Source organism: Polaromonas hydrogenivorans, assembly GCF_040105105.1.
GTDB lineage: Bacteria > Pseudomonadota > Gammaproteobacteria > Burkholderiales > Burkholderiaceae_C > Polaromonas > Polaromonas hydrogenivorans.
In genome coordinates, this window is record NZ_CP157675.1 from 2,869,583 (window position 1) to 2,892,423 (window position 22,841).

Here is a 22,841-nt window from a genome sequence, read left to right on the forward strand (position 1 = left end):
GCGGCGGGCTCTTGCGCCCGCCGCCGGGGTGGATCAATCAGGAGATATTTCAGACAGGGCGCAGGATTCAGCCTTCCTTGCCGCAGTCGCGCGGCGTGATGCCTTTTTCCTTGGCGTACTTGCGGGCCGATTCCTCGATGATCGGGCGCAGCAGGGCGCGGTCGGCCTGCACCCAGTCGCTGATCACGCTCCACTTCTGGCCGTCCCACTGCTGAAAGCGCACCGCGCCGCCGCCTTCGTGGTCGGCGCAGGACAGCTTGAGCGGCTGCACCAGCCCGAGCGCGCCCAGGCTCTTGAGGCGGGCGTCGTCGAGCTTGAGGTTTTCAAAACCCCAGCGCACCTGCTCGCCAGTCAAGGGTTTCTTGCCGAACTTGTCCTGGGCGATGCGCAGCGCCTCGACGTTCAAGATGCCGTTGACCACGCCCAGGTTGTAATAGACCGAGCCGAAGCGTTTCGGGTCGGCCAGGTTGCCCTTGCCGGCATCGACGACGGTTTTCTTGATGCCCTGAAGGACCGGAAATTGCGTGCCCGACGGGTGCGTGGTGATGGAGATGAAGCCCTTGGCGGCGGCACCGGCAGGAGCGGCGTCGTCCTCGGAGTTGCTCCAGATGTTACCGATGATGCGGTTGGCCGGAAAACCCACTTTCTGCGCGGTTTTCAACGCCACCGGGTTCATCACGCCCCAGCCGCGCAAAATCACCCAGTCCGGCTTGGCGCGGCGGATGTTGAGCCACTGCGACTGCTGCTCGTTGCCGGGGTGCGGCACTTCGACATGCTCGACCGTGAAGCCGTATTTTTTGGCCAGCAGATCGAGCACGGGAATGGTTTCCTTGCCGTAGGGCGAGCCGTGGTAGAGCGTGACGATCTTCTGGCCCTTGAGCTTGTCCAGCCCCCCGGCCTGCTTGCCGATGTAGTTGACGATGGCCGACACCTCGGAATACGGATTGAGTTGCAGCGGGAAGGCATACGGAAACACGCTGCCGTCGGTCGAATCGGTGCGGCCGTGGTTGATGGTGATCAGCGGCAGCTTGTCGGCGGTCGAGCGGTCCAGCGTGGCGTAGGCAATGCCGACGGACAGCGGGTTGGTGGCCGCCGCCGGAGCGCCGTTCAGGCCTTTTTTCAGGCGTTCGTAGCATTCCACGCCTTTTTCGACCACGTACTCGGTTTCGCATTCGCTCCAGGTCAGCTTGACGCCGTTGACGCCACCGTTGGCATTGACGTATTGCATGTAGTCGATGAAGCCGCCGAAAAATCCGGTGCCGCCCGCCGCATAGGGGCCAACACGGTAGCTTTGCAGCGGGAAATACTGCTCGGGCTCGGCTTGGGCAGTGACAGCGGCGGCGGCCAGGCTCAGCGCCAGGACGAGACTGCGGGCGAAAGTGGGTTTGAACATGGGGAGGGTTTCCTTGTTGGATGATGAAATGATGAAAAACAGAGCTAAAAAATCAGTAGCGCAGCGGCCACAGGCGGGCGCGCTCCCGACAACGCTGCCACAGGCGCGCCAGCCCTTCGGGCTCCTTGATGAGGAAGGCGATGATCAGCGCGCCAAAAATGAACTTCTGCAAGTTCTCCAGCTGGCCCGGATCGATGAGGCCCACGGGCAGCGCACCGGCCAGGTTCGACAGCAGCAGCGGAAACAGCACCATGAAGGCGGCGCCCAGAAAGTTACCCAGGATGCTTCCCAGCCCGCCGAGAATGATGATGAACAGCACCTGGAAAGAGCGGTTCAAATCGAACCCGTGCGGCTCCACCGTGCCCAGGTAGGTGAAGGCCCAAAGCGAACCGGCAATGCCCAGAAAAAAGCCGCTCAGCGCAAACGCCAGCAGCTTGGTCTTGAGCAGCGGGATGCCGATGACCGCGGCGGCCGTGTCCATGTCACGCACCGCCATCCAGTTGCGGCCCAGCTCGCTGCGCACCAGGTTCTTGCCCAGCCAGAACAGCGCCGCCACGACGCCCAAGGTCAGCAGGTAGCGCCCGACTGGCGAGCTGAAATCGGCGCCGAAAATGGTCAGCGGCGGCGCGCTGATGACGCCCGAAGCGTTGTCGTTGGAAAACCAGCCGAATTTCGTCAGCGCCCACGACACGAAGAACTGCGCCGCCAGCGTGGAGACGATCAAATAAAAGCCCTTGATGCGCAGGCTGGGCAGGCCAAACACCACGGCCACCAGCGCCGCCGTCACGCCGCCCAGAAACAGGCTGGCGAGCAGCGGCAGGCCGGGCAGGCGCAGACCGAAGTTGTAGGCGGCAAACGCACCCACCGCCATGAAGGCCGCCGAGCCCAGCGAGAGTTGCCCCGCGTAACCCGTCAGCAGGTTCAGGCCGAGTCCGGCCAGCGACAGCACCAGAAAGGGAATCAGGATGGCGCTGAACCAGTAGTCGTTGCCCACGAAAGGCACGACGACAAAGGCAAAAGCCAGCAGCAGCGCCAGCGCGCAGCGGTCCTGGCGCAGGCGGAACAGGCGCCTCTCGCCCGCGTAGGAAATGCTGAACTGGCCGGCTTCGTTGTAGAGCATGGCGATGCCTCCTCAGACCCGCTCGATGGCGCGTTCGCCAAAGAGGCCCGCCGGGCGCACCAGCAAAAACAGCAGCGCCAGCACATAGGGAAACCAGTTCTCCAGGCCGCCACCGATGACCGGGCCAAGGTAGATTTCGGCCAGCTTTTCCGACGCGCCGATGATCAGGCCGCCGACGATGGCCCCGCCGATGGACGAGAAGCCGCCGATGATGAGCACCGGCAGTGCCTTGAGCACCACCAGCGAGAGCGAAAACTGCACGCCCAGCCGCGCGCCCCAGAGCAGCCCGGCCACCAGCCCGACAAAACCGGCCACCGCCCACACGACCGCCCAGATGCGCTGCAGGCGAATGCCGACCGCCAGCGCGGCCAGCGGGTCGTCGGCCACGGCGCGCAGCGACAGGCCGATGCGCGTCTTGCTGAACAGCAGCGACAGCGCCGTGACCAGCACCGCCGCCGTGCCCGCCGCGAACAAGTCAAACTGCGACAGCAGCACGCCGCCCAGCGCCAGCGGCTCGTCGCTGATGCCCAGCTCCAGCCCGTGGACCTGCGCGCCCCACAAGGCTTGGGCCGCGCCCTCGATCATGTAGGACAGGCCCAGCGTCGCCATGAACAGGGTGATGGGCGAGCGGTTGACCAGCGGGCGCAACACCAGGCGCTCGACCAGCAGGGCTATCGCCACCATCGCCGCCAGCGTGACCGCGAACGCCAGCCAGAACGGCATGCCGCGCTCGTGCAGACTGACAAAGGTCAGCGCCGCAAACAGCACCATAGCCCCTTGAGCGAAATTGAACACGCCCGAAGCCTTGTAAATCAGCACAAAGCCGATGGCCACGAGCGAGTACATCACCCCCGCCAGCAAGCCGCCAATCAGCACTTCAAAGAAAAATTCCATGGTCTTTCGTTCCTTGCGGGGTCAATGGCGGGTGCCGAGGTAGGCGGCAATCACCTCGGGGTTGGAGCGCACCTCCTGCGGCGTGCCGTCGCCGATTTTTCGGCCGTAGTCCAGCACCACCACATGGTGGGACAGGCCCATGACCACGCCGATGTCGTGCTCGATCAGCACCACGGTGGTTCCGAACTCGCGGTTGATGTCGAGGATGAAGCGGCTCATCTCCTGCTTTTCCTCGGCATTCATGCCAGCCATCGGCTCGTCGAGCAGCAGCAATTTCGGCTCGGACGCCAGGGCTCTAGCCAGCTCGACGCGTTTTTGCAGGCCGTAGGGCAGCTTGCCGACCAGGGCATTGCGCCAGGGCTGAATGTGCAAAAACTCGATCACCCGCTCGGCGGCTTCGCGCTGGCGGTCGTCTTCGGGCGCGGCGCGGCCGAGGCGCAGGGCTTGCTCCAGCCAGCTGCTGCGGCGCTTGAGGTTGCGCCCGGTCAGTACGTTGTCGAGCACGCTCATGCCCTTGAACAGCGCCAGGTTCTGGAAGGTGCGGGCAATGCCGCGCACGGCCGCGTCGTGCGGGCGCATGCGCCGGCAGGTTTCGCCCTCGAAACTGATGCGGCCTTCCTGCGCCTGGTAGACGCCGTTGATCACGTTGAGCAATGAACTTTTACCCGCGCCATTGGGGCCGATCAGGGCGCAGATTTCGCCGCGCGCAACGGCAAAGCTGATGTCGGTGACGGCCTTCACGCCTTTGAACGAGAGGGAAATGTTGTTCAGCGTGAGCAGGGGCAAGGCGGACGCGGGCGGGGAAATCACTTCGGACATGGGTGGCTCTGCTTTCAGGCGGCCTGTGCGCCGTGAGGGTTCCAGCCGCCGGGCTGCCGTGTTGTCAAGGATGGCGTGGCTGGCGCAGTGGGCGGGACTGGTACGGCTGGCGCGACGGCCGGGCTGTGCCACTGCGCCGGATCTGGCCAGGCGCGCACCGCTATGCCCAGCGCGGCAAAGAAAGCCTGCGCATTGTTGGACAAGGGCTCGCCCACCAGCAACGGCGCACGGGTTCGGGTGAAACCGATCACATCGCGCAGTGGGCGGCGCACCAGCCATTCGCCCAGCACCCTGCGCACCGCGCCGGGCTGCGCAGCCAGCGCCCAGTCCACCAGGCGCCGCTGCACGCTGCCCGGCTGCGGCAGGCGGGACTGCACCAGTTCATGCAGGCGCGTATAGGTTTCAAGGGTGCCGGCCACCAGCGTCGGCCCCAGTTCGCGCCGGTCGTTGTCGCGGGTGGTCAGGTTCTCGGGAAAATTCAGGCAAAAGCCAGCAATCAGCCACGGCGCCAGCAGGTAGCGCGCCTGGCCGCTGGCGGCAAAAGCGCGTGCGGCCAGTGCCTCTTCGCCCGCGCCAAGCTGCTCGGCCAGCACCAGGCGCTGTCCTTGCTGCAGCAGCTCGGCATGGGTAATGCGCTGCTGCTCGACGCAACCGCTGGCGGCATATCGATAAAAGACAAACGCCGTGCGTTCGGCCCGCGCCTGCACTGGCAACACGCCATCGCCCGCGCGCGGCGCCGCCAGCTGCGCACAGTCCACCCATGCAGAGCCGGCAAGGTTCTGGCCAGCCACGCCGCGCCCATCGGCGTACAGCACCAGTCCCGGCGACTGGGCGCTGGCGCGCAGGCGTTCGAGTTCCTGCAGCCCTTCGGCAAAAACAGCCTCCGGCTGCAGCCCGCGCAGCAGCGCAATCTGCCCGGCCGCCGCATCCAGCGGGTCCAGCAGCGCGGCCACGCCGCCCAGCCATTGCGCCGCCAGCGCCGCCAGCAGGGCTTCGGGACGCGGCCGGCTCAGTATCGCCAGCGTTGCCCCTTCGGCAAAGCCGCTGGCCCGCAACGCCGTGGCCAGACGCCCGACCTCATCGGCCACTTGCGCCCAGGAACGCTGCTGCCACACGCCCAGGCGCTTGTGGCGCAGGGCAATGCGCCCGGCCTGCTGATATGACTGGCGCTGCAGCCAGTGCGGGAGCGTGGCAGGCGCTGCTGATGCGGCGTTGACGGTCTGAGTCATGGCCCGTCTGCGCCGTTCAGGCTGCCAGCTTCAGGGGAACCGGTTCGGCTTCCAGCTCGCGCACCAGCGGCAGCACTTTCTCGCCGAAGTAGGCGACCTCTTCCTGAAAGTGCAGAAAACCGCTGAGGATCAGATCCACGCCGACGGCCTTGAGCGCGACGATGCGCTCGGCGATCTGCTGCGGCGTGCCGATCAGGTTGGTCTTGAAGCCGTCGTTGTACTGCACCAGGTCTTCAAACGTGGACTTGGCCCAGTTGCCCTCGCCTTCCGGGCTGGCCTTGCCGGCCTGTTTGACCTCGTGGCCAAAGGCGTTGACCGCTTCCGGATCGGCTTTTTCAATGATCTCGGCCAGCACGGCACGCGCTTCTTCCTCTGTGTCGCGGGCGATGATGAAGGCGTTCACGCCCACCTTGACGCTGTGGCCATTGGCGGCGGCCTTGGCGCGAATATCGTCCACCTGGGCCTTGATGCCTTCGACCGTGTTGCCGTTGGTGAAGTACCAGTCGGAGACACGCGAGGCCATGTCGCGTGCCGCGCGCGAGCTGCCGCCCTGGAAAATTTCCGGATGCGGCGCTTGCTGCAGCGGCTTGGGCTTGAGGCTGTAGTTGTGAATCCGGTAAAAATCGCCCTGGTAGCTGAAGTTGTCGGTGGTCCAGATGCCCTTGAGCACCTCGATGAACTCCTCGGAGCGGCGATAGCGTTCGTCATGCTCCAGCCAGGGTTCGCCAATCGCCTGGAACTCGCCCCGGAACCAGCCCGAGACGATGTTGACGGCGACGCGCCCATTCGTCAGGTGGTCGATGGTGGCGATCTGCTTGGCCAACACCACCGGATTCCACGGGCCGGGCAGGATAGCGGCGATGACGCGCAGTTTGTCGGTGGCCGCGAGCAGCGCGTGGCTGATGGCCACCGACTCGTGCTGGAATTCGGCGCCGTAGCCGGCGGTAAAGCGAATCTGCGACAGCGCGTATTCGAAACCGGCCTTCTCGGCGATCTGCGCCAGTCTGCGGTTGTAGTCAATGTTCCAGCTGGTGCGCTGCTCGATCTTGCTGACGACCAGGCCGCCGCTGACGTTGGGCACCCAGTAGGCGAATTTGATCTGTTCCTGGCTCATGGCATGAATTCCTTCTAAAGAGTGGTTGGATTGCACAGTGCGTGCGCTTCACCTCTTCAATAGCAGCAACCATGCCACGTATAAAAATCATTTAAAATCAATAACTTAACTTAAAAATTCAAGATTTTCAGTGCCTTGCGAAACCACAAAATGCTGAACAACTGTTGGCTGGGAAACAACTGCACGGCGCCTGCTGACGCCCGGCCCATGTGGGCGCGCAGTTCTGGTCTTGCGTGGTTTGCCGCTGGTCACGCGCTGCGATTTGCTTGCCGGGCTGGCTTTGCGTGGTTGGGCTGGCCGGGGTTTCGGCCCGGCGGCCGACTCACTGTGCGCATGGCGCGCTTTGCGTATTCGGCTGTTGGTAGGGTTGTTTCCCAACCGGCGCCTCAAGAAAACCAGCGCAGCACCGCAGCAGCAGTCAGCGCCGTCGCGGCCAGCGCGGCGAGCGCGCGCCAGGTCGCTTGCCGTGCCCGCTGGCTCCAGCCGGAGCCACGGTAAATATACGTCGCGGCCAGCCCGAAGCCCGCAGCAGCGCAGGCCATCTTGACCAGCAGCGCGGCAACCGCGATGCCGTGGATGTCCTGGAAGCGTCCGTAATAAAGCCAGCTGACAAAGCCAAAAGCCCCGCCGCTGGCCGCCTGCGCGGTCCATCCGGCCAGCATGATCCAAGCCAGCGGCTTGCGCATCCCGGTGAACTGCGGCCCCAGCCATAGCGCGCAGGCAGCGCTGCCGACCACGGCGACGGCGCCGAAGTTGTGCACCACCTGGATGGCCGCATAGCTCAGGTTTTGCAGTTCCATGAGGGCGACCGCATGAAGGCTAGTTGACGCTCACCTTGACGCACTGCTCCACGCCGATGGGCGTGTGGCCCTTGTCCACGACCTTGACGCAGATGTCGTGCGGGCCGGACGCCAGGCTGGTCAGCGCGTAGCTGCCCTTGAGCTGGCGCAGGATGGCCACTTCCTTGCTGTCCACGTAGAGATGCACATGGTCGCCCTTGGGGCCGGGCATGACTTCGTAGGCAACGCTGGTCTTGGCCATGGTATCGAGCTTGGCGCCCTCCACCGGGGACGTGATCTTGACCGATGCTTCCTGCGCAAAGCCTGCCTGCGAGCAGACCAGCAGCGCGGCGCCGAGGATGGGATAAATAAAAGAACTGCGCATTGCGACTCCCCTTTCATTGGGTTGAATGCCGAGTGAACCCCTTATTTCCAGCCATTGGGATGGCATTTATTTATAGCACTCCCCCATTGATCCGGGACGATGAAATAGACCGGCAGTGGCTTGCAGGAAGTAAAGGGTGTAGCCAACAAAGACAAACGGGCCGCAATCTGTCCTTGAGCCAGCGTTGACGTCATGGGGGCAGCAGGCCCGCCACCAGGTGATCAATCCACACGCGCAGCTTGGCCGGCAGGAAGCGGTTCGGCGGGTACAGCAGCCAGGCCATGCCGGCGTAGTCGGTCGCGTGCTCCCAGTCGTCCAGCACCGTGACCAGCTCGCCTTTGGCCAGGGCTGCGCGGGCGGTGAATTCGGGCAGGCTGGCAATGCCCAGGTGCGCCAGGGCTCCTTCGAGCCGCACTTCGCTGTGGTTGGCCACGTAGCGGCCGCTCACCTTGAGCGTGACTTCGTCCCCGGCGCGCCGGAACCGCCAGTGGCGGTCGCGCTCGTCTTCGCCCAGGTACAGGCAGCTGTGCCGGGCCAGGTCGCGCGGATGCCCGGGCGTACCGTGCGCCGCCAGGTAGGACGGACTGGCGCAGGCCAGGTGGCGAATCCGCATCAGCGGCCGCCCGGCCAGCCCCGGCGGCGGCGCGTCGGTGATGCGGATGGCCAGGTCGATGCTTTCCTCGAACAGGTCCACCGTGCGGTCGGTGATGACAAGCTGCACATCCACCTCGGGGTATTGCTGCAGGAAGGACGCCATCAGCGGATGCACCACCAGGCGGCCGAACGCCTTGGGCATGCTGATGCGCACCAGCCCGCGCGGCGTGGCGACATGGGTGTCGCTCAGCGCCAGCACCTCGCGCGCAGCGGCCACCATGGCCTGGCAGCCGGTGTAGGCGGCTGTTCCGGCCTCGGTCAGGCGCAGCTTGCGGGTGGTGCGCTCCAGCAGGCGCACCCGCAGCACGCTTTCGAGGCGCGCCACCTGCCGGCTGACCGCCGAGGGGGTGATGCCCAACTGGCGGGCGGCGGCCGAGAAGCTGCCGGCGTCCACCACGCGGACAAATACGGCCATGTCGGGCAGATTATCGAGTGGGTTATTGATGCTCATGGCGCACAAGTGCTGTTCTGTTTGACAGGATTATCACGCTGCGCAGTCGAATCAATAATTCCTGCCTGTTCCCCATCACGAGCCTTCGCCATGACGACCCTCACCCTGCCGCAGCCCAGAAGCCTGCTTCGCCTGTCCGACCTGACGCTGCTCGGGGTGGCCGTGGTCTGGGGAACCAGCTATGGCGTGGCCAAGGGCGCGCTGGCCTTTTACCCGGTGCTGGGCTTTTTGGCCGTTCGCTTCATCCTCACGTTTGTCCTGCTGCTGCCGGCGCTGCTGCGCGCCACGGGCCGGCAACGCGTTGACGCCATGCGGGCCGGCCTGCCGCTGGGCGCCTTGATGCTGGGCATTTTCCTGTGCGAAACCTTTGGCGTCGCGCACACGCAGGCCAGCAACGCCGCGTTTTTGATCAGCCTGTGCGTGGTGTTCACGCCTTTTGTGGAATGGTGGCTGCTGGGCAGCCGACCGGCCAGGGCGATGTTTGTGTTTGCCGGCATCTCGCTGCTGGGCGCGGCCCTGCTCAGCGGCGGGCTGGCCGGGCAGTTCGGCCTGGGCGATGGATTGATGCTGGCGGCCGCCGTGCTGCGCGCCATCACGGTGTGCCAGACCAGCAAGCTGACCCGGCGCAGCAGCGCGCCAGCCCTGGCGCTGACAGCGGTGCAGGCCGGCGTCATCGGGTTTGGCAGCCTGCTGCTGGCCTTGTTGATGCCCGGCCAACTGCCGCCGCTGCCGATTGACAGCGCCTTCTGGCTGGCCAGCGCCTACCTAGTGCTGGGCTGCACCGTGTTCGCTTTTTTCGCGCAGAACTGGGCGCTTCAGCGCACATCGCCCAGCCGCGTCGCCTTGCTGACGAGCAGCGAGCCGGCCTTCGGCGCCCTGTTCGCGGTGCTGTGGCTGGGCGAAGGGCTGAGCATCACGGGCTGGCTCGGCGGCGGGCTCATCGTCGTGGCGGCGCTGTGGACGACAGCCCGGCGCGGGTGAGCTGTCAGCTGCGAATTAACTTTATGACACAGTAGTACTATTTGTTCGCCTCGCCTTCGCGGGAAGAAACCATGGCTTATGCAGTAGCAAATAGGCTACCGCGCCAATGACCACTCCCCAGAACGCCGACCCCAGGCCCCAGAACGTCATGCCCGACGCCGTGGCCAAAAAGGTGATGATCGAGGCCTCCCGGTGATCGGCTTCGTTCATTGCACCGGCCAGACTGCCTCCAATCGCGCCCAGCAGGGCCAGTCCGGCCAGCACCGCGATCAGCTCTTTGGGCAAGGCCGCAAAAAACAAGATGATGGTGCCGGAAAAGCAGCCGCCCACCAGGTAAAACACGCCGTTGGCAATGCCCGCCACATAGCGCTTTTTGGCGTCTTCATGGGCATCCTTGCCGGTGCAAAGCGCTGCCGTGATGGCCGCAATCACAATCGTGATGCCGCCGAAAAATGCCACGCCCAGCGAGGCCAGGCTGGTCGTGATGATGATGGGACGGGCCGGCGTGCTGTAGCCCGAACTGCGCAAGATGGCCATGCCCGGCAAGAACTGCCCCGTCACGCTGACCAGCACCAGCGGCAGCGCCAGGCTCAGGGTAGCGCCCCAGGTCCACTCGGGTGTGATGAACACCGGGCTGGCCAGAGTGAATGTCACGCCGGCCAGGCTCACGCCCTCCAGGGCCACCGCCAGCACCAGACTGATCACCAGCAAAATCACCAGGCAATAGCGTGGCAACAAGCGCCTGAACAGCAAATAAATGCCCATCATGCAAAAGGTGATGAGCGGCATCGATGTGACCGCTTGAAACGCGCCGACGCCAAACTGGAACAAAATGCCCGCCATCATGGCGCTGGCAATGCCTTTGGGGATGGCCTGCACCAGCTTGTCAAAATAACCGGACACGCCAATGATGAAAATAATGACCGCCGACACCAGGTAAGCCCCGACGGCCTGCCCGAGCGTGATGGCGGGGAACAAGGTCACCAGCAAGGCCGTGCCCGGTGCGGACCAGGCCGTCACGACCGGCACCTTGAGCCACCAGCTCAGCAAGATGCCTGATACCCCTGCCCCGATTGAAATGGCCCAGACCCAGGAGGACATCATTTCTGCGGAGACATGGGCACTTTGGGCGGCCTGGAAAAATATCACCAGCGGACCGGCATAGGAAATCAGCACGGCCAGGAATCCAGCCGTGACGGCTGACAGGGAAAAGTCTTTTTTCATGAACAAGCATTCCTTGGAGCGAAATCACCCTGATGTGTCATCACAGCGCTCAAGGCGCCCCACAGTTTTTTGCTACCAAATTCATAGCTTCTTGCGCATAGCAGGCGTGCGCAAGAGGCCTGTTTGATGCTAAAAAGCTGTTTGCGGGTTGAAACGAATGCGCTCTGGTTCACAAGAACCGGAGCGCTTGCTTCCTGCTTCTTACTTGCCAGCCATCGCTGAAGCCGCAGGCGTCAGCACGCTCACGCTGTCATGGCTGGCCGAGGCGGACCGGCGATGGTTGATCATCGACGCGGCAATCATCGCGATCACTGCGGGAATGGCAATGGCCATGAAGTTCTGCTCCAGCGGCAGCGACATGCCCACCAGCGTGCCGATCACGATGGGCGCCAGGATGGCGCCACTGCGACCCACACCGGACGCCCAGCCGATCCCAGTCGAACGGATCGCCATCGGATAGAACTGGCCGGCATAGGCATAGGTGACGATCTGCGTGCCAATCGTCGAGGCGCCGGCCAGCCCGACCAGCAGGAACAGCACTTCGGTGGGCACCTTGTAGCCCAGCAGCGTGATCGACACGGCCGCCAGCGCGTACATGCCCACCAGCACATACTTGATATGGAAGCGGTCGGCCAGCCAGCCGCCGCCGACCGCGCCGATCATGGCGCCGAAGTTGAGCACCAGCACAAAGGTCAGCGCAGAACCCAGGCTGTAGCCGGCGCTCGCCATCAGCTTGGTCAGCCACGAACTGAGGGCATAGACCATGAACAGGCACATGAAGAAGGTGACCCAGAACATCACGGTGCTGAAGCCCCGGCCATCCTGGAACAGCTTGCCGATAGGCGCGCCTTCGGCCTTGTCTTCCGAGGGCAGCGCGAAGCGGTCATTGTCATCAGGCCGGTAGCCAGGCGACATCTGCGAGACGATTTTCTTCAGCTCGCTCAGCCGGTTTTCCTTGATCAGGAAGGGCATCGACTCGGGCATCGACTTCAGGATGAACGGGATCAGGATCACCGGCAAACCGGCGGCCAGGAAGACGGACGACCAGCCGTAGGCTTCGATCAGCCCCTTGCCCAGCAAGGCGGCCAGCATGCCGCCGACGGCATAGCCGCTGAACATCAGCGTGACCATGGTGGCGCGAATCTTCTTGGGTGAATACTCGGTCATCTGCGCCACGACGTTGGGCATGACGCCGCCTATGCCCAAGCCCGCCAGGAAGCGCATCGCGCTGAACGCATACGGGTCGTGGGTAAATCCCGCTGCTGCGGTAAACACGCTGAAGAGGAAGATGCAGATCGCGATGGCCTTGCGCCGGCCAATCTTGTCGGCGATGGTGCCCAGAAAGATGGCGCCGAACATCATGCCGAACAGGGCCGAGCTGACCATGAAGCCGGCGTTCTGGGCGGTGACGCCCATTTCCTTCATGATCGACGGCAGCGCGATGCCTGCCACCGCCAGGTCGTAGCCGTCAAAGATGATGATCAGGGCGCACCACAACAGCACCTTGCCGTGAAAGCCATTGAATCTGGCCTCGTCGGACAGCTTGTGAACGTCAATTTGTCGCATGGTATTTGTCTCGCTTTTATGGATAGGGATAGGACAGGATTCGTAGCGTCCTGCTTGAGGTGACGAGAGGTGACGAAAAAGGTTGCGGAAAATGGCCTCAGCCGAGGTCGCCGCCGCCCACCGGCATCGTGACGCCGGTGATGTAGGACGCCTCGTCGGAGGCGAGGAACAAGATGGCGCTGACCTGTTCGTCAATCGTGCCGTAGCGCTTCATCAGGCTCGAAGCAATGGTCTGATCGACGATTTGCTGGTACCAGACTTTTTCCTGCTCGGTCTGCTCGGCGGTGTTACGCGGAATGCGGCGCGGCGGCGCCTCGGTGCCGCCCGTGGCGACCGCATTGACACGCACGCCACGCTCGGCCGTTTCAATCGCCAGGCAGGCCGTCAAAGCATTGACGCCGCCCTTGGCCGCACCGTAAGGCACGCGGTTGACGCCGCGCGTGGCAATCGACGACACGTTGACAATCGCGCCGCTGGCCTGCGCCAGCATGTGCGGCAGCGCCGCATGGCAGCACCACAGGGTCGGGAACAGCGAGCGGCGCACTTCGGCCTCGATCTCGTCCTCCTTGTAATGCTCGAAAGGCTTGGCCCAGATGGTGCCGCCGACGTTGTTGATGAGGATGTCCAGCCGGCCAAAGCGCTCGACGGCGGATTTCATGACCTGCTGGCAATCGGCGCTTTTTTCCATGTCGGCCGTCAGCGCGAGCACTTCGGCGGACGTGGCTGCCAGTTCATCGCGCAGCTCATAGACCAGATCGGAGCGATCGACCAGCACCAGGCGCGCGCCTTCGGCGGCCATGCGCAAGGCAACGCTGCGGCCAATGCCCTGGGCCGCGCCGGTGACCACCGCGACCTTGTTGTGAAAACGTGGATTCATGATGACTACTTAAAAAGGCCCGCAACGCATGGGCCGAATGGAAGGATGAACAACGCGATCAGGCGCTGGCTGCGAATTTTTCGTAGTGAAAACTCGCCGGCTGAATGCCTTGTTCACGAATGAAGTGATTGACCGCTTCGACCATGGGCGGCGGGCCGCACAGGTAGATGTCCACGTTGCCGTCGTGCAGATGACCGGGCTCGATATGCTGCGTCACATAGCCTTTTTTCGGCTGGCTGCTCTCGGCGCTGGCCACGCAGGCGGCGAAAGTGAAGTTCGGGATGCGGGCCGCAAAGGCTTCGAGCTTGTCCATGTCCACCAGGTCGGCGTCGTGGGTCACGCCATAGATCAGGTGCAGCGGGTGGGCGCTGCCCTGCTCGGCGATTTTTTCGAGCATGGCGGTGAACGGCGCCAGGCCCGTGCCACCGGCCAGCATCAGCAGCGGCCGCTTGATGTCGCGCAGGTAAAAGCTGCCCAGCGGGCCGGCCAGCGTCATGCGCTCGCCGGGCTTGGCCAGGGCCGTCAGGTAGCTGCTCATCAGGCCGCCGGGCACATTGCGGATCAAAAAGGACACCTGGCCGCCCTTGATCAGCGAACTGAACGAATAAGCGCGGGTCTGGGCGCTGCCGGGCACCTGCAGGTTGACGTACTGGCCGGGCAGGAAAGCCAGCTTGTTCAGGGCGTCGCTCTGGATCGACAGGGAAATCGTGCTGGGCGAGAGCTGGCGCACCTCGCTGATCGCCGCTTCGTAGCTGGCCTTCTCGGCGCGGCAGACGCTGGACGAAGATGGCACGCGGACGACGCAATCGCTTTGGGCGCGCATCTGGCAGGTCAGCACGAAGCCTTGTTCGGCCTCGTCTTCGCTCAACGCGTCTTCGATGTACTCGCCCATCGTGAACTGGCCGGACTCGGCAAAGCACTTGCAGGTGCCGCAAGCGCCGTCGCGGCAGTCCAGCGGGAGGTTCACGCCCTGGCGGTAGGCTGCATCGGCGACGGTTTCAGTGGGGGAAGCGTCAATGAAGCGGGTGACGCCGTCTTCAAATTGCAAGGCGATATGGTGGCTCATGGTGGGTTTTCCTTTCCACTCAGATGTGATAGACGTCGATGACGTGGTGGATGTAGTCGTTTTTCAGCACGACGCGCTTGCGCTTGATGACCGGCTGCGCGCCCGATACATCGAGCGTGTAATGCGAGGTGCCGAAGTAGCTGTCCGTCATGCTGTAGCGGTAGCTCAGCGTGTTCCAGTTAAAGCGCACGCACACCTCGCTGCCGTCCTGCGACACGATCTCGACATTCGAGAGGTGGTGGCCGGTGCGTGGCTCGGGCATGCTGGCCGCCGAACGCTCGGTCTTGATGCGGAACACACGGTCTTCCAGACCCCCTCGGTTGGCGTAGTAGATCAGCGAGATTTCAGACTGCGGGTCTCGCGTCATTTCGCCGTCATCGTCCCAGGCGGGCATCCAGAATTCGGCCTCGGGGGCATAGCAGGTCAGCCACTCGTCCCACTGCTTGTCATCGAGCAAACGGGCTTCGCGGTAGAGGAAGGCTTGAACTTGGTCAATCGTCATGGTCATGGCGGGCTCTCAGATTTGTTCAGAATCAACGGCAACGGCGCGCTGCATGGCTTCGAGCCAGTAGCGGTGTTGTTCGGTGTACAGACCTTCGTCCTCGGTCTTCACACCGCTGAGCGTGGGGTGCAAATCGATTTCCTGGGCGGCGGCATCGGCGCCTTCGACCCAGTGGGTCGAACCACGGCACATGTCGTTCCAGGGCAGCGCAATGCCGGCGTAGCCTTGCTGGCAGGCGCGGAACTCTTCCAGGTCGTCGGGCGTGGCCATGCCGGTGGCGTTGAAGAAGTCTTCGTACTGGCGCACGCGGCGGGTGCGCGCCTCGGCGGATTCGCCCTTGGGCGCGATGCAGTAGATGGTGACTTCGGTCTTGTCCACAGAGATCGGGCGCAGCACACGGATCTGCGAGCCGAACTGGTCCATCAGGTACACGTTGGGGTACAGGCACAGGTTGCGCGAGTGGTTGATCATCCAGTCGGCGCGGGCCTGGCCGAATTTTTCAACCAGTTCGTCGCGAATGGCGTGGGCCGGACGGTCTTCCGGGTTGAACCACTTGGTCCACAGCAGCATGTGGCCGTGCTCGAAGGAGTAGAAGCCGCCGCCCTGCTTGGCCCAGCTGCCCGCGTCCATCGCCTTGACGTTGTCGCCCGCTTCGCTTTGCTTGCGGTGGTTGGTCGTGGCCGCATAGTTCCAGTGCACCGAGCTGACGTGGTAGCCGTCAGCGCCGTTTTCGGTCTGCAGCTTCCAGTTGCCGTCGTAGGTGTAGGTCGATGCGCCGCGCAGCACTTCCAGGCCCTCGGGCGACTGGTCCACGATCATGTCGATGATCTTGGTGGCTTCGCCGAGGAATTCGGACAGCGGCTTGACATCGTCGTTCAGGCTGCCGAACAGGAAACCACGGTAGCTTTCAAAGCGCGCGATCTTCTTCAGGTCATGGCTGCCCTCCTTGTTGAAGGACTCGGGGTAGCCCGCGTCGTTGCCGTCTTTCACCTTGAGCAGCTTGCCGCTGTTGTTGAACGTCCAGCCGTGGAAGGTGCAGGTGAAGTTGGCCTTGTTGCCCTTTTTGCGGCGGGCCAGCGTGGCGCCACGGTGCGAACAGGCGTTGATGAGGGCGTTGAGCTGGCCCTGCTTGTTGCGCGTGATCACGATGGGCTGGCGGCCGATATAGGTCGTGAAGTAATCGTTGTTGTCCGGAATCTGGCTTTCGTGGGCCAGGTAAATCCAGTTGCCTTCAAACAGGTGCTTGACCTCCAGTTCGAAGAACTCGGGATCGGTGAAAGCGGCGCGGTTGAGGCGATAGATGTGCTGCTCTTTGTCTTCGACCAGCATGCCATCGAGTCGATCCTGGACGCTGGAAGTGTGCGTAGGGGTGCTCATAAATAGTCTCCGTTCTTTTCTCGTTTGCATGGAACCCCTGCAACGATGCATTGACGCGGCATCGCCACAGGAAAAAATTATGCGTTTTTGGCATGCAAGGCGATGCGGCCCGGAAACCTTGTCACAAGGCGATCAAGCCCCGGTTTCCGACCAACCCTCGCATTGCCCACACAGACGCACTGGATGCAGCGACTCACCGCCGCATGGATCTATTTCCTTTTTATTTGTCTCTCTTTCCTTGGGGGAAAGAACCTTTGGCAGCTGCTTCAACCCAGGGGTGGCGGGCCAGCAGTACCCTGAAGACAACCGATAGGCTGCACCTCAGCAAGGTCTGTTTTTTTTATTCTTGGGGCGATTTTGGAATAAAGTGGCGCGGACATCAAAGACCGTTTTGGACTCACTCCATACCTAAAAGGCATGCTATGGATTTTCGACACTTCAAGTATTTCGTGGCCGTGGCAGAAGAGCGCAGCTTCACCCGGGCAGCGGAGCGGCTGCACATCTCGCAGCCGCCGCTGAGCCGGCAGATCCAGCAGCTCGAAGACGAGATCGGCATGAAGCTGCTGGAACGCGATGCCCGGCCGCTGCGCCTGACCGAAGCCGGACGCTTTTTTTATGCCCGTGCCGTGCGCCTGTTAGAGCAGGTCAACGAAACCGTCACCATGACGCGGCGCATTGCCCAGGTTGAGCGGCGGCTGGTGATCGGCTTTGTGCCCTCGACCATGTATGGCGCGCTGCCGCGCATTGCCCGGCTGTTTCGCGCCGTCAAGCCGCAAACCGAACTGGTGCTGGTGGAAAAACTCTCGGTCGAACAAAACGAGGCGCTCAACGCCGGACGGATCGACGTGGGCTTTGGCCGCCTGCGGCTGGACGACCCGCGCGTCAAGCGCGAGGTGCTGCGCGAAGAACCGCTGGTGCTCGCCATACCGGCCGAGCATCCGCTGGCCGGCGCCACCACGCCCTTGAGCCTGCTGGCGGCCGTGCCCTACACCCTGTTGATTTACCCCCGTTCACCCCGCCCTAGCTACGCCGACCAGGTGCTGTCGCTGTTCCGCGACAAGGGCGTCGAGCCGATGACGGTCCATGAGGTGCAGGAAATGCAGACCGCGCTGGGCCTGGTCGCCTCCGGCATGGGCTTGTGCGTGGTGCCTGCCAGCGCGCAAAGGCTGCGGCGCGACGAAGTGGTCTATCGCCCGCTGCTGGAGCCCAGCGCGGTCTCGCCCATCATCATGTGTACGCGGCTGAACGACCAGTCGGAGGACATCGTGCTGCTGCGCTCGCTGATTGACGAGGTGTACCGCGCGCAGGCGGCTGAAAAACTGCTGGCCGATAGCGCGCCGCCGCCTGCCGGCGCCGAGGCTTGACTAGCGCAGGGACAAGCCGCGCCTGAGCACCACCGGCTTGCCGCCCATGGTCTTGCTGAACATCCAGTGCGCCAGGGCCGAATCGAGCTGGTCCGCGTGCTGGGGGAACCACTGGGCCAGATGCTCCACCAGATCGCGGCAGATCGCCACGTTGCCTTGCACCAAGAGGGTTTGAACTTCCTCGACCGACTGCATCACCGCCGCATGCTCGTCCATGTGGCACTCCCGGGGCGGAAATTCGGTGGTCACCATCCATTCGTTTTCCATCTCGAAATGATGTTGCAGATGAACGGAAAACTGCGCCAGCAAGGCCGGCAGCGCGGCATCTTCAGCGCGCTGCATCTGGCCAATCAGGTCAACGAATTCCTGGTGCACCTCGTCAATCGGCGTGTAGCCCAGCAGGAATTGGTCGCTCCATTGCAGGGATTCGGAAGCGTCAAGGGGTTCAGTGGGGGTCATGGTCAATGCCTCGAAGTTTGCGCTGAGTTTCGACGAAAAAAGCCGCTCTCTTTCGAAGGCGGCTTTTTATTCATTCAGGCCGCCTCGCGCCTGATGGCTGCACAGGCGATCAGGCGGTAACGCGCGCCATGCGGGCGGCAGGCGAGGTTTCGTCTTCGTTCAGGGCCTTTTGCATCACGAAGTTGAAGCGCGAACGGGTGAACGGCGCCGTGATGCCCAGGGACTCGTAGCCAGCCGGAGCGACATCCTTTTCCAGTTCAATGATCAGCCCATCGCGGGTGGCAAAGGCAAAGTCGTCGTCGATGTAAGTGTCGCCCGGAATGTTGACTTGCGTCGTGAGCGTACGCAGGCCAGGCGCCGCCACCAGGAAGTGGATGTGGGCGGGCCGCTTGCCGTGCCGGCCCAGCGCTTCGAATAGCTCGGCGGTGGGGCTGTTGGGCGGAATCCCGTAGCCCGGTGGCAGGAAGGAGCGGAAACGGTAGTGGCCTTGCGCATCGGTTTCGATGCGGCGGCGCAGTTCGTAGGGCTTCATGCCGGGGAAGAAGTGCGAGTAGCCGCCCACTTCGTTGGCATGCCACACATCCACCATCGCGTTGGCGACAGGCTGGCCGTCGGTGTCCAGCACCTGGCCTTGCATCACGAAGATTTCACCCTTGGGCTCGCCCTCGTCCAGGCGGGTTTCCAGCTGGGTGGTGGGCGCACCAGCGACGAACAGCGGGCCTTCGATGGCGCGCGGCGTGCCAGCGGCGCGACCGGCTTTTTCATCGGCTTCGTCCAGACGGATGTCAAGCAGGCGGTCAAAGCCCAGGCCAGCGGTGATCAGGCCGAATTGGCCAGTCTGGCCCAAGCGGGTGAGCCAGTCCACGGCCTTCCAGAATTCATCGGGCGTGACGTCCATTTCGTCAATCGTCTTGAACAGATCGGTGACGATGCGCTGGGTCAAGGCGCGGGCGCGCGGATTGCCTTCAGCAATCTGCTTGGTGTTGACCAGTTCCAGTAATTGGGTTTGGTTGAGTTCATTCATGGTGGTATCTCCTGGGGGTGGTTTTATGGTGGGAAAGGGAAAAGTTGCTCAGTCCAGCTTGATGCCGCGCTCGGCGATCAGCTTGCTCCAGCGGGCTGATTCGCGCGCCAGGTGCGCGGCCAGCTCGTCGGGCGTCGAGCCGACGGGTTCGGCGCCAATGGATGCAAAGCGGGCGCGCACATCGGGCTGCTTCATGGCATCAAGCAAGGCGGCGTTGAGCCTGGCGATCACCGGTTTGGGCGTTGCGGCCGGCATGAACACGGCAAACCAGGGCGACACTTCGTAGCCAGGCAGCCCGGCTTCGGCCAGCGTGGGCACATTGGGCAGGGCGCTGGAGCGCTTGGCGGTGGTCACGCCCAGCGCGCGCAGCTTTCCGGACTCGATATGGGGCCGGGCCGAAGAGATGCTGTCAAACATGTAGTTGACCTGGCCGCCCAGCAAGTCCGCCACGGCCGGTCCGCTGCCCTTGTAGGGGACGTGCAGCATGTCAATTTTTGCCAGCGAAGTGAACACTTCCCCCGCCAGATGGATCGAGGTGCCGTTGCCGGCCGAGGCATAGCTCAGCTTGCCGGGCTCCTTTTTGGCTGCGGCAATCAGGTCGGCCACGGTTTTAACATTGGGCTGGGTCGAATTGGTCACCAGCACGTTAGGCACCACGGCCAGCAGGCTGACCGGGGCAAAGTCCTTGACCGGGTCGTAGCTGAGCTTGCCGTACAGCGGCTTGTTGGTCGCCATGCCGATGGAGGTGATCATCATGGTGTAGCCGTCGGCGGGCGCCTTGGCGACAAAATCGGCACCGATGTTGCCGCCCGCGCCGGGCTTGTTCTCGATGACGAAGGGCTGGCCCAGCGTTTTGCCGGCTTTCTCGCCGAGCGTGCGGGCAATCGCGTCCATGGCGCCGCCCGGGGGAAAGGGAACGATCCAGCGAATCGGCTTGCCGGGCCAGTCGCCGCCGGCAGCCTGCGCGTAGGCAGCAGGCGCGGCGGCCAGGGTGATGCCTGCGGCCAGCAGGGTGAGCAGTTGAGTTTTCAAAGTGTTGTCTCCGTGATTTTCTTTTGCAATGCGGTATCAAGCTCAGGCAATGGCCGAGGGGTGGGCTGCCAGCGGCGTCACGTCGATCTTCATGAACGGGAACAGTGGCAGGCCTTGCAGCAGCTGGTGCATCTCGTCATTCGACGACACATCAAAAATGCTGTAGTTGGCATATTCGCCCACCACACGCCAGATGCTCTTCCAGCGGCCGTCGCGCTGCAGGTCTTGCGAATAGGCCTTTTCGCGGGCCTTGATCTCGTTGGCCTCGTCGGCGGGCAGATCACGCGGGATGTTCACATCCATACGAACCAAAAACAGCATGCGGTAGCTCCTTAAACAGTGGCGGCACGTTGGCCGAGGTCGATATGGACTGATGTCAGTCCGGTACGGGCGCGGTCAAAACGATTGAGCAGGGCCATGTCCACCTCGACGCCAAAGCCGGGGCCGTCAGGCAGTTGCAACTCAAAGTCGCGAATCGCCATGCGTTCGGTGACGAGGTCGTCCACCAGCAGCTGCGGGCCAAACAGCTCGCAGCCGTGGTGCTGCGTGCCCAGCGTGGAGAACAGGTGCGCGGAGGCCGCGCTGCCGATGGAAGTTTCCAGCATGGTGCCGCCGTACCAGCCGATGTCGGCCGCGTCGGCCACGGCCGCCACCTGGCGCGTGCGCAGCAGGCCGCCGTGCTTGGCCACCTTGAGCGAGAACACATGGCAGGCCTGGGCGCGCGCCAGCAGCATGGCGTCCTGCGGCGTGCAGACGGTCTCATCGGCCATGATGCTGGCACGGTCGCCCAGCGTGGCCGTCAGGGTTTTGAGCGCTTCCACGTTCCACTTGGCCACGGGTTGCTCGATCAGGGTGACGCCGGCATCAATCAGTTGCGGCAGATAGCGGCGCGCGGTGTTGCCGTCCCAGGCCTGGTTGACATCGACCGTCAGCGTGGCCCGGCCGTCGAGGCCGCGCGCGATTTGCGACACATGGGCGACATCTTGTTCCGGGCTGCGGGCGCCGATCTTCATCTTGAAGATGCGGTGGCGCTTTTGCTCCAGGCGCAGCTGGGCTTCTTCGAGGTCACGGGCCACGTCGCCGCTGGCCAGCGTCCAGGCCAGGGGCAGGCTCTGGTGGCGCTTGCCGCCCAGCAGTTGCCAGGCCGGCAGACTCAATGAGCGCGCCACGGCGTCGATCAGCGCCATTTCCACGGCGCTCTTGGCAAAGGCGTTGCCCTTGCAGGCCAGGTCCATGCGGGTCAGCGCGGTTTCAAAGCAGGCGCCGTCCTGACCCAGCAGCGCGGGCGCAAGGTAGGCGTTGATGGCGTGCTGGATGCCTTCGGGCGATTCTTCGTTCCACGACGGCCCGCCAATGGTGGCGGCCTCGCCAAAACCGCAAGCGCCATTGGCCAGCCAGAGCTGGACAATGACAGGGCTTTGGCGGCTGATCGAGCCAAACGACAGCTTGTGCGGACGGATGGTGGGAATGTCCAAAATCCGCGCCTCGATGCGCTCAATCGGAAAACGACTCGTCATGGATGTGACCCTTGCTTCGGAAGTGAAAAACAGCTGAAGATTAAGGGCAAACAAGACCCGCTTCCAATGATTTATTTGGAACAAATCGTTCGATACATTCGAACGATTGAAGTACGATGAGCGGATGGAAATCCGCCAGCTCCGCTACTTTCTCGACATTGCCCAGACCGAGCACCTGACGCAATCGGCACAAAACCTGTTCGTGACCCAGTCCACGCTGTCGCACGGCCTGCGTCAGCTGGAGCAGGAGCTGAACGTGACCCTGTTCGACCGGCTGGGGCGGGGCCTGAAGCTGTCGCAAGCCGGGGCCGAATTTCGCGTCTATGCCACCCGGGCCTTGAAGGAAATCGAGGCCGGCCGCATGGCGCTGGCCGACCTGAGCGGGCTGCAGTCCGGCAAGCTGACGGTGGGCGCCTTTCCCACGTTCCTGAACACGGTGGTGCCGGCCACGGTGGCCGCCTTCAGCCAGGCGCATCCCGGGGTGATGGTGGAGGTACGCGACTTGCGCGCCGGCTCGATCGAGGCTTTGCTGCTGCGCGGCGAACTAGACCTGGGCATTGCCTTTCACCCGACCGAACACGAGGAGATCGAGACCGAGCCGCTGTTTGACGAGCGCATGCTGCTGGTGGTCGGACCTTTGCATCCGTTGGCAGGGCGACGCAGCCTGGCCATGAAAGCGCTGGCGGGCATGCCGCTGGCGCTGTTGCCGCGCAGCTTTGCCACGCGCCGGCTCATTGACGCCAGCCTGCGTCAGGCCGACGTGGCGCCGACGGTCAGGGTGGAAATGGATTCGGTGGAAGCCTTGCTGGGCGTGTGCCGGTTCGGCGATCTGGCGAGCATCGTGCCCGAACGCGCCGCGCGGCAGGCGCCGGATCTGCACGCCATCGCGCTGACCGAGCCGCAGATGGTGCGCCACGCTGGCATTTTGTGGCGGCGCGGTGCGTCGCGCAGCGCGGCAGCGCGGGCATTTGCGGCCCTGCTGCTCACGACGCCGCTGCGCTGAGGCTGCGGACG

The 22,841-nt window shown here is 63.6% G+C and carries 23 protein-coding genes; 3 read left to right on the forward strand and 20 right to left on the reverse strand.

The features are described from left to right. Positions 1–67: 67 nt before the first annotated feature. The 9 genes from ABLV49_RS13805 to ABLV49_RS13845 form a co-directional block, all read right to left on the reverse strand. Positions 68–1,393, reverse strand: a complete 1,326-nt coding sequence (locus tag ABLV49_RS13805; protein WP_349277228.1) for an ABC transporter substrate-binding protein — start codon at positions 1,391–1,393, stop codon at positions 68–70. A 52-nt stretch (positions 1,394–1,445) separates the two neighbouring features. Beyond that, positions 1,446–2,513, reverse strand: a complete 1,068-nt coding sequence (locus ABLV49_RS13810) for a branched-chain amino acid ABC transporter permease (RefSeq protein WP_349277229.1) — start codon at positions 2,511–2,513, stop codon at positions 1,446–1,448. 12 nt (positions 2,514–2,525) lie between these two features. Further along, positions 2,526–3,407, reverse strand: coding sequence for a branched-chain amino acid ABC transporter permease (locus tag ABLV49_RS13815; RefSeq protein ID WP_349277231.1), 882 nt, complete (start codon positions 3,405–3,407; stop codon positions 2,526–2,528). 21 nt (positions 3,408–3,428) lie between these two features. Then, positions 3,429–4,226: an ABC transporter ATP-binding protein gene (locus ABLV49_RS13820; protein WP_349277233.1), complete on the reverse strand. Its 798-nt coding sequence runs from the start codon at positions 4,224–4,226 to the stop codon at positions 3,429–3,431. A 14-nt stretch (positions 4,227–4,240) separates the two neighbouring features. Continuing rightward, positions 4,241–5,455, reverse strand: a complete 1,215-nt coding sequence (locus ABLV49_RS13825) for an AMP-binding protein (RefSeq protein ID WP_349277235.1) — start codon at positions 5,453–5,455, stop codon at positions 4,241–4,243. Positions 5,456–5,471: 16 nt separating this feature from the next. Next, complete coding sequence (sfnG, locus tag ABLV49_RS13830; protein WP_349277237.1) at positions 5,472–6,569, reverse strand: dimethylsulfone monooxygenase SfnG; 1,098 nt, start codon at positions 6,567–6,569, stop codon at positions 5,472–5,474. Between the two features lie 386 nt (positions 6,570–6,955). Next, a complete protein-coding gene (locus ABLV49_RS13835; RefSeq protein WP_349277239.1) occupies positions 6,956–7,369 on the reverse strand; it encodes a hypothetical protein in 414 nt (137 codons plus the stop codon). A gap of 19 nt (positions 7,370–7,388) precedes the next feature. Beyond that, on the reverse strand, positions 7,389–7,733 hold the full coding sequence (locus ABLV49_RS13840) for a hypothetical protein (protein ID WP_349277241.1): 345 nt from the start codon (positions 7,731–7,733) through the stop codon (positions 7,389–7,391). A gap of 190 nt (positions 7,734–7,923) precedes the next feature. Continuing rightward, positions 7,924–8,838 (reverse strand): LysR family transcriptional regulator, encoded by a 915-nt coding sequence (locus tag ABLV49_RS13845; protein WP_349277243.1) that lies wholly within the window; start codon positions 8,836–8,838, stop codon positions 7,924–7,926. A 90-nt stretch (positions 8,839–8,928) separates the two neighbouring features. Here ABLV49_RS13845 and ABLV49_RS13850 point away from each other — a divergent pair, with 90 nt between their 5' ends. After that, positions 8,929–9,819, forward strand: a complete 891-nt coding sequence (locus tag ABLV49_RS13850; protein ID WP_349277244.1) for a DMT family transporter — start codon at positions 8,929–8,931, stop codon at positions 9,817–9,819. Positions 9,820–9,840: 21 nt separating this feature from the next. On the opposite strand, the gene ABLV49_RS13855 is transcribed toward ABLV49_RS13850, so the two are convergent. From ABLV49_RS13855 to benA, 6 genes are all read right to left on the reverse strand, one after another. Beyond that, positions 9,841–11,043, reverse strand: coding sequence for a benzoate/H(+) symporter BenE family transporter (locus ABLV49_RS13855; protein ID WP_349277245.1), 1,203 nt, complete (start codon positions 11,041–11,043; stop codon positions 9,841–9,843). Between the two features lie 201 nt (positions 11,044–11,244). Further along, positions 11,245–12,609 carry an MFS transporter gene (locus ABLV49_RS13860; RefSeq protein WP_349277246.1) on the reverse strand — a complete coding sequence of 455 codons (1,365 nt, stop codon included), beginning with the start codon at positions 12,607–12,609 and terminating at the stop codon, positions 11,245–11,247. 97 nt (positions 12,610–12,706) lie between these two features. Next, positions 12,707–13,486 (reverse strand): 1,6-dihydroxycyclohexa-2,4-diene-1-carboxylate dehydrogenase, encoded by a 780-nt coding sequence (locus tag ABLV49_RS13865; protein ID WP_349277247.1) that lies wholly within the window; start codon positions 13,484–13,486, stop codon positions 12,707–12,709. 58 nt (positions 13,487–13,544) lie between these two features. Then, positions 13,545–14,552 carry a benzoate 1,2-dioxygenase electron transfer component BenC gene (benC, locus tag ABLV49_RS13870; RefSeq protein ID WP_349277248.1) on the reverse strand — a complete coding sequence of 336 codons (1,008 nt, stop codon included), beginning with the start codon at positions 14,550–14,552 and terminating at the stop codon, positions 13,545–13,547. Positions 14,553–14,571: 19 nt separating this feature from the next. Further along, positions 14,572–15,060 carry a benzoate 1,2-dioxygenase small subunit gene (benB, locus tag ABLV49_RS13875; RefSeq protein ID WP_349277249.1) on the reverse strand — a complete coding sequence of 163 codons (489 nt, stop codon included), beginning with the start codon at positions 15,058–15,060 and terminating at the stop codon, positions 14,572–14,574. A gap of 9 nt (positions 15,061–15,069) precedes the next feature. After that, entirely contained in the window at positions 15,070–16,431 is a 1,362-nt protein-coding gene (gene benA, locus ABLV49_RS13880; protein WP_349277250.1) for a benzoate 1,2-dioxygenase large subunit, read from the reverse strand. 422 nt (positions 16,432–16,853) lie between these two features. Between benA and ABLV49_RS13885 the strand changes: the two genes are divergently transcribed. Further along, a complete protein-coding gene (locus ABLV49_RS13885) occupies positions 16,854–17,795 on the forward strand; it encodes a LysR family transcriptional regulator (RefSeq protein WP_349277251.1) in 942 nt (313 codons plus the stop codon). On the opposite strand, the gene ABLV49_RS13890 is transcribed toward ABLV49_RS13885, so the two are convergent. The 5 genes from ABLV49_RS13890 to ABLV49_RS13910 form a co-directional block, all read right to left on the reverse strand. Continuing rightward, positions 17,796–18,254 (reverse strand): bacteriohemerythrin, encoded by a 459-nt coding sequence (locus ABLV49_RS13890; protein WP_349277252.1) that lies wholly within the window; start codon positions 18,252–18,254, stop codon positions 17,796–17,798. A gap of 109 nt (positions 18,255–18,363) precedes the next feature. Beyond that, positions 18,364–19,278, reverse strand: a complete 915-nt coding sequence (locus ABLV49_RS13895) for a dioxygenase (protein ID WP_349277253.1) — start codon at positions 19,276–19,278, stop codon at positions 18,364–18,366. Between the two features lie 48 nt (positions 19,279–19,326). Then, positions 19,327–20,310 carry a tripartite tricarboxylate transporter substrate binding protein gene (locus tag ABLV49_RS13900; protein WP_349277255.1) on the reverse strand — a complete coding sequence of 328 codons (984 nt, stop codon included), beginning with the start codon at positions 20,308–20,310 and terminating at the stop codon, positions 19,327–19,329. Between the two features lie 42 nt (positions 20,311–20,352). Further along, positions 20,353–20,631, reverse strand: coding sequence for a muconolactone Delta-isomerase (gene catC, locus ABLV49_RS13905; RefSeq protein WP_349277257.1), 279 nt, complete (start codon positions 20,629–20,631; stop codon positions 20,353–20,355). Between the two features lie 11 nt (positions 20,632–20,642). Further along, on the reverse strand, positions 20,643–21,827 hold the full coding sequence (locus ABLV49_RS13910) for a muconate cycloisomerase family protein (RefSeq protein ID WP_349277259.1): 1,185 nt from the start codon (positions 21,825–21,827) through the stop codon (positions 20,643–20,645). Between the two features lie 124 nt (positions 21,828–21,951). On the opposite strand from ABLV49_RS13910, the gene cynR reads away from it, so the two are divergent. Further along, complete coding sequence (gene cynR / locus ABLV49_RS13915; RefSeq protein WP_349277261.1) at positions 21,952–22,830, forward strand: transcriptional regulator CynR; 879 nt, start codon at positions 21,952–21,954, stop codon at positions 22,828–22,830. The last annotated feature ends 11 nt before the right edge of the window (positions 22,831–22,841 follow it).